Annotated in this window: 2 protein-coding genes; both read left to right on the top strand. The window is 25.9% G+C overall.

From position 1 onward, the window contains the following. Positions 1-184: 184 nt before the first annotated feature. Positions 185-7,159 carry a BspA family leucine-rich repeat surface protein gene (locus tag AWT72_RS07450; RefSeq protein WP_067143136.1) on the top strand — a complete coding sequence of 2,325 codons (6,975 nt, stop codon included), beginning with the start codon at positions 185-187 and terminating at the stop codon, positions 7,157-7,159. Between the two features lie 14 nt (positions 7,160-7,173). Further along, positions 7,174-7,558 (top strand): hypothetical protein (locus tag AWT72_RS07445; protein WP_156413105.1); only part of this gene is annotated, 385 nt, incomplete at its 3' end.

Below are 7,558 nucleotides of genomic sequence, written 5' to 3'. Positions count from 1 at the left end.
TAATATTAAATTTTTTTTTTATTATTATTTAAATCGCTAAAAGTTAATGTTTATAAGGAAATTTATAAGTTTACCCGTAATTAACAGTGTAGTTTTAAGAAAAAAAAAAAAAAAAGCTTGACTTACGGGGGGGGGGGGGCTATAATAGTATAATAGGATGCACTTTAAAATGGAGGAATAAATAATGAAAAATAAAATCAAAGTGTTAACATATTTTTTTATGTTTGCATTTTTTAGTCTATCGGCATTGCCCCAAAAGACAGATATAGGGGAGAATTCAAATACTGTATTTATAGAGTTAGCTAATAACGTATATACAGTAACTGGAAGTGGAAAAATAAGTAAATCAAAATGGGAAAGTGAAGTAATAAATAAAAGTATTTTACAAAAAGAAACTTCGACTTTAAAATTTGAGAGTAATAATATAAAGTTCCCAGATAATAGTAGTAATTTTTTTAGAACTAATATATTTACATATACTAATCCTAAAGGAACTGGAACTAAAATTAAATTAGATATACCAAACAATATGGATACAAGTAATGTAACTAATATGGCTGGTATGTTTTATGGTGTTTTAGTTGATATTCCTGATTTGAGTAATTGGGATACTAGTAATGTAACTGATATGGGTGCTATGTTTTCTTATACATTAAAGGCTAATCCAGACGTAAGTAAATGGAAAACTTCTAATGTTACAAACATGGCTTCTATGTTTTATAATGCAGCAGCAGCAAAACTTAGAAAAAATGATGGAGCATCAATGACTATATCTTGGGATGTTAGAAAAGTTATTTCAATGCAAAGTATGTTTTCAAGTGATGGTAATTCTGAATTTAAAGTAGTATCAGACCCAGAAATAGGAACTTGGAATGCAGATAGTCTAGAAAATGCAAGTTATATGTTTGCTAAAAATAATGAGGCAACATTAAAAAATTCAGCAGGTTTTAAAACACCAAATTTAGTTAATATGGCAAATATGTTTTTTGATACTGAAAAAGCCAATCCTGAAACAACTAACTGGGATGTTTCGCAAGTTAAAAATATGGCAGGGGTATTTTATGCTACAAAAAATGCTAATCCAGATGTAAGTAATTGGAAAACAGGAAAAGTTACTAATATGGATTCTATGTTTAGAGATGCTGAAAAAGCAACATTAAGAAAAACAGATGGTACGTCAATGACTATTGCAAAAGCAGATGGAACTTGGAATGTTGGTAGAGTTAAAACTATGCATTTAATGTTCTATAATAAATCAGTTTCAGATCCAGAAATAGGAACTTGGAATGCTGAAAGATTAGAAGATGCAAGTTCAATGTTTCAAGGAAATAAACATGCAACATTAAAAAAATCTGCAGGATTTAAATCGCCTTATTTAGAAAACGCAAACTCTATGTTCAATAATGCTACAATGGCAGAACCTGAAACAGCTGATTGGACTACTGGGAATGTAAGAAATATGCAAAGTATGTTTGATGGAGCAAAAATTGCTAACCCAGATGTTTCAAAATGGGATACACATAATGTAAAAACTATGCATAGAATGTTTTTTGGGACAGAAAAAGCAACTTTAAGAAAAGCAGATGGTAAATCAATGACTACTGGTTGGAATGTATCTAATGTAACAGATATGAGTTTAATGTTCTATGATGCAAAGGTAGCAGACCCAGAAATAGGAACTTGGAATGCTTTATCATTAGAAAAAGCAAATTCAATGTTCCAAAATGCACCAAAAGCAAAATTAGAAAATTCAGCAGGATTTAGGTCTCCAAATTTAAAAAATGCAAATTCAATGTTTTTAAATGCAGTAATGGCAAATCCAGATACAACTGATTGGACTATGGGAAATGTTGAGGATATGGCAAGTATGTTCGATGGAGCGAAAAATGCTAACCCTAATGTTTCAAAATGGGATACACATAATGTAAAAACTATGCATAGAATGTTTTTGGGTACAGAAAAAGCAACTTTAAGAAAAGCAGATGGTAAATCAATGACTACTGATTGGAATGTATCTAATGTAGTAGATATGAGTTTAATGTTCTATAATGCAAAAGTAGCAGATCCAGAAATAGGAACTTGGAATGCTTCATCATTAGAAAAAGCAAATTCAATGTTTCAAGATGCACCTAAAGCAAAATTAGAAAATTCTGCAGGATTTAAGTCTCCAAATTTAAAAACTACCAATTCAATGTTTTTAAATGCAGTAATGGCAAATCCAAATACAACTAATTGGACTATGGGAAATGTTACAGATATGGGAAGAATGTTTTATAATGCAAAAGCAGCCAACCCAGATACAAGAAATTGGAATTTAAGAAAAGTAACGTCAGTTGGAAATATATTTTATGAAATAAAAGGTAATAATATGGATTTAACTGCATTTAGACAACAAAATTCTAATTCATTAGGAAGTTCAAATTTTAAATTTATAGCAGAGAAAATTGATAAATTAGTAATACCAGGACATTTTTTTGGAATACCTGGATATGATGCAAATAAATTACCAAATAATGAAAACACATATAATGGAACACTTACATTTAAAGGAGATACTGATACTTCAACACATAAATATAGAATAATAAAAGTAAATAAACTAAATGTAACTAAAAACACTAATAATGATTGTTCTGATAGTGCAACAAATAAATGTGAAGTTATTACTAATTTAGCAATATTTGGAGAATATGGAACTAAAAATATAAGTAATGATAGTATAAATAAACAATTTACTACTATTGATTTACAAACAGGTTTACCCAATGCTTTTGATGCTGATGCAAATTATATAATAGAACCACATATATCTGCAAAGCCAGCAAGTCCTAATACACCTGTAGAAGTTTTTCAATATTCTCAAATTACAACATTAGAAAATGGAAAAAGAACTAAAATCTTAAAAGATAAATTTTTAGATAAAGTTATAGCAAACTGGAATGATATTAAAGCAGAAAAACCAGGAACGGTAGTTGAGTTATTAACTCAAAGTTTAGTTTACCCAACTGATAGTTTAGAAGATAAAAAATTACAAATAAAAGTAATTTACCCAGCAGAACAAGGTGTTGAAGGTAGAGTTGAAGAAATAATAAATGTTGATTTAAAGATAAAACCTATATTTGATAATAATGGGAATACTGGAAATTATTTAGACATTGAGTTAGATACTAATTCAGATGGGAAATTTAGTAATAATACTTCTACATATGTGGCTAAAACATATATAGGTGATGCAAATGATGAAACAGAAGGGACTAAATTTAAACAAATATTATCTAAACTTGAAAAAGAAAATATATCTATAAATGAAAATACAGATAGAAAATTCTTATTTTGGAGTGATAAAAATGGTGAAATTATATCACAAGAAACATTATTTAATTATAAGTTAGCAAATAAATTAAAAGAAAATAATAAAATTATATTAAAAGCCAATTATTTAAAGGTTGATATAAATACACTTGCTAATAAAGTAGAAGGTGTAGACTTTAATGAAGTTGCATTAGTGTTAAATAATCAAAATCCTAAAATAATAAATGAATTAATAGGAATACAAAATACAGGAATACTAATATCTGAAACAGCAGATAAAAAAATAAATTATGATGGTTTAGATAAAACTAAAGTAATGTTAGATAGTAATGGTAGTTTAATAGGTAAGGCAATAGTAACTAATTGGGAAAATGATGAACAATTAGAAAAAACTATAAACATTATGGTAAGAGTAAAAGCAAAAAATTACCCTAATGAATATATAGATAAAGTAATAACATTTAAAGTTGAAAGAAATGAAGATAATAAGTCTGGAGATTTGACACCAGATAAATTAGAAGTAGTAACAGGAACTGCTAAACTTAGTCTTCAAGTAATAAATTTAGGAGATAATAATGGTTTTCCAAAAGAATTTGTTTTAGATTTAGATGGTTTAGGTGTTAAAGGTAGAACTAATGCTAATAAAATAGTTTTAAAAGATAATAGTGATACAAAACTTACTATACAAAAAGATAGAAATAATAAATGGACTATAGAAAATCCTGAAACAGTACTTTACTCAATTAAGGTTGAAAATAATGGGAATATAATAATAACACCAAAAGATATTGATACTATAACTAATAAATTAAATAATAAGAGTATAGTTGCAGTAATAACTAATAGGTATAATCCTAATGACACAGGTGTTACAACTAATTCAGTAAACTATGATTCAACTATAAATATGGCTAAGTTAGAACATAATTATAAGGTTAATGATAAGGCAAAAGATATAGATAGAAATATATTAATATCTAATCTTGATTCTGATATTGTAGAAATATTAATCAATATAGGAAATGAAAAATTAGTATTTGATAAAGTTGGAAATAATTATACATTAAATGCTTCTAAGTCTGATGCAAAAGGAATTTATACTTTAGAATTAGATAATGGAAAATTAAAATTAAATCTTCCAGCAGAAAATACAGAAAAAGAAGAATTTAAAGCTTTAAATGGTAAAAAAATAAGCGTAATAGTTAAAGATAAAACTAATGAAGCATTAAAATCTAATGAACTTACATTAAAAACTATAAGCGATGAAGAAAAAGATAGTACAGTATTTGATGAAGTAAATATAGAAGGTTATATAGGAGAAAAATTTGATTTATTAGAAGAATTAAAGAAAATATTAGATACTAAGCCATATATAGTAAGTGCTAAAATAGAAAATAAAGTAGATGCTGATAGAATAGTTGAAAATGAAGAATTTGCTACATATAATACTAAGGGTGCAAAAACAGAAACTGCTATAATAAAATATTTAGATGATTCAATGAGAAAAATAAAAATTAATATTAAAATATATGACAAAAAATATATAGGTTCTAAATTAGATATTATAAAAGGAAATGACCAAGGTAAAGAATATTCATACAAAGATATATACGATAATGATAAAGATAAAAAAGTAGTAGGTATAATAGAAGGTAATAAAATTGCCGATATAGAATATGATGATATAGAAAATACTTTAAAATTAAAAGGTATAAATGTAGAAAAAGATAAGCATAATTATAGAGTAGAAAGTGAATATTTAGAATATGTAACTGGAAATTCTAAAACTAATGCAGAAGTATTTGGTGGAATTAAATTTAATGAGACTAAAAAACTTTTAAATGGTAAAGTATTAAAATTAGATTGGAAAGATACACCTACTAATAAACCTGAAATACAAGAAAAAGAAATTAAAGTTATTAATACAGTAACATATAATGATGGAAAAGCAGAAAGTATAAGTGAAAAAACTGTAAAAATAACAATTTTAAGAGATATTGATGGAGATGGTATTCCAGATATAATAGATACTGATGATGATGGAGATGGAGTATTAGATAAAGATGATAAAGAGCCTAAAAATAGGTTGATATTTGATTTTAATAAATATTACAAACCATCTAATGCAACAATAACAGTTTGGTTTAATAATGCGGAAAAATTAAATGAAGGCATAAATGATATAGTAGTAAATGGTGAAAATTATAAACATTATCCATATTTAGATAAGATAATAAAAGTTCCAGGTTTAAAATATGACCCAAATTTAAGTAAAGATAAACAAGATTTTAGATTTTTAGTAAAATCTAGTGATATTGCTACGCAAGAAATGTTAAAAGCTAAGTTTATAAATATAAACGGAGAAAATATAACACTTACAGTATTATATAAAGATGGAACAATAGATAAAGGTGAGTATTTAACACTAAAAGTATTAGATCAAGACCCACCAATAATAAAGGCAAAAGATATAATTATAACTGAGAAAATAGCATATAATGAAATATCACTAGCCAAGGCACTAGATAAAGCAGGTATAAAATCTTTTGAAATTATAGATGGAGATTTACCAACAGGAATAACATTAAATAATTTAGTTTCTGATATTACTGAAAATGATACAAATGGAGAAGAATTAAAAGGAAAAGAACTTAAAATTTCAGGTAAAGCCATTATAAATAATTGGGAAGGTCAAAATAAAAAATCTTTCCCATTAACATTAAAATCAATTGATAATGCAGATGCATTTTCTCAATTTAAGGTTAATGTAATAGTATTAAAAAATCCTATTAAGGTTAAAGATGTTTATTTAATTATAAACGAAGATTTACCAGAAGCTAATTCAGTAGTAACAAATATAGATGAATTAATAAATAGTAAACTTATTGAAAATAAAGATAGTATAAAATGGGATACTACAAAAAAATATGATAATCAAAAAGAAGGAGAGTATGTTCAAAATATAGTTGTTACAATGAAAGATAATTCAGTATCAACAGTACCTATTAATGTATATGTATATGATAATAAAAAATTAAAAGAAATTTTAGATATTATGAAATATTATGATACAAGTATAGTTGAAAGATTTGATGATAAGTACTTCTTTAAAGCAGAATTAGGGCCAGTTATACCAATAATAAAAAATGTAATAACTAATGGTAAATTTGAACTTGAAAAATTATTAAGTGGTATTAAAATAGGTGGAACTATTTTACAAGTTAAAGGTAGAGAAGATATTAAATTAGCAATATTTACTGAATATAGTAATAAATTAGTGCATCATGTTATGACAGGATTAGGATTAAAGGTAGATAACAAATTTAAAGGATTTGCAAGATATAGATTATCTTTATTACCACCTAATAAGAAAAATAATAAAAAAATGATATTAACGAATAACTTTGATATTTATGCAAGTTATTATCAAAGAATAAAATTAAAAGAAATTTTCTATATTACTCCAAGTATAGGAACATACATTAGTTTCGGTGGAGGTAAATTAACAGATACAATGAGAGGTGTTAATTTAACTGGAAGCCTTAATGCTTTATTAAAATTAGAATACTTTAAAGATGAGTTAAGTATATACTTAGAACCTAAAATTAATATAGCTTATGATGCTTATATCTATAAGTATATTAAAACTAATGTTAATTTATATGAAAAACCAGATGGTCATTTAAATTATGATTTAAAAATAGGTTTTGATAAAAAATTACCTAACAAAATTACTCTTGGGGCATCTACAGCTTATATGGGAACTTTAAAAACATTTAAAAATATTAAACCATCAGATGTAGAAAATATATTAAACTTTGAAATCCATTTTGGATATAGTTGGTAGAGGAAAGGGAAAATATGAAAAAATTAATATTAAGTTTACTTTTAGTAAGTACATCGGTTTTTGCATGGGAAGTTAATGTAAAAGTAGGATATGACTTTTTAAGATTTAGACAAGATAATACAAAGAATGTAAAAGAAACTAAAAAAGATGGTATGGGATTTATACTTGGTGGAGAAATTGTTCCTGTTGACTTAGGCATTGTAAGTTTTGGTGCAGGATTTGAATATAATTTTGGAATAAAAAATATTAGATTTGATGGTAAAGAACCATCATCAAAAATGTTTGTACCATTTTATACTTTATTAAGATTAAATGCTTATAGAACTGAAAATAAAGATGGAACAGTATCTGTCTCTTATACACAAATCCGAGCCCACGAGACACTCGCTAATCTCGTAT

Source organism: Oceanivirga salmonicida, from assembly GCF_001517915.1.
GTDB lineage: Bacteria > Fusobacteriota > Fusobacteriia > Fusobacteriales > Leptotrichiaceae > Oceanivirga > Oceanivirga salmonicida.
This window is presented reverse-complemented; position numbering and strand designations above follow the sequence as displayed.

Excerpts from the sequence above, each read along its gene's own strand:
- AWT72_RS07450 (WP_067143136.1), top strand. The coding sequence starts at position 185 with ATGAAAAATAAAATCAAAGTGTTAACATATTTTTTTATGTTTGCATTT.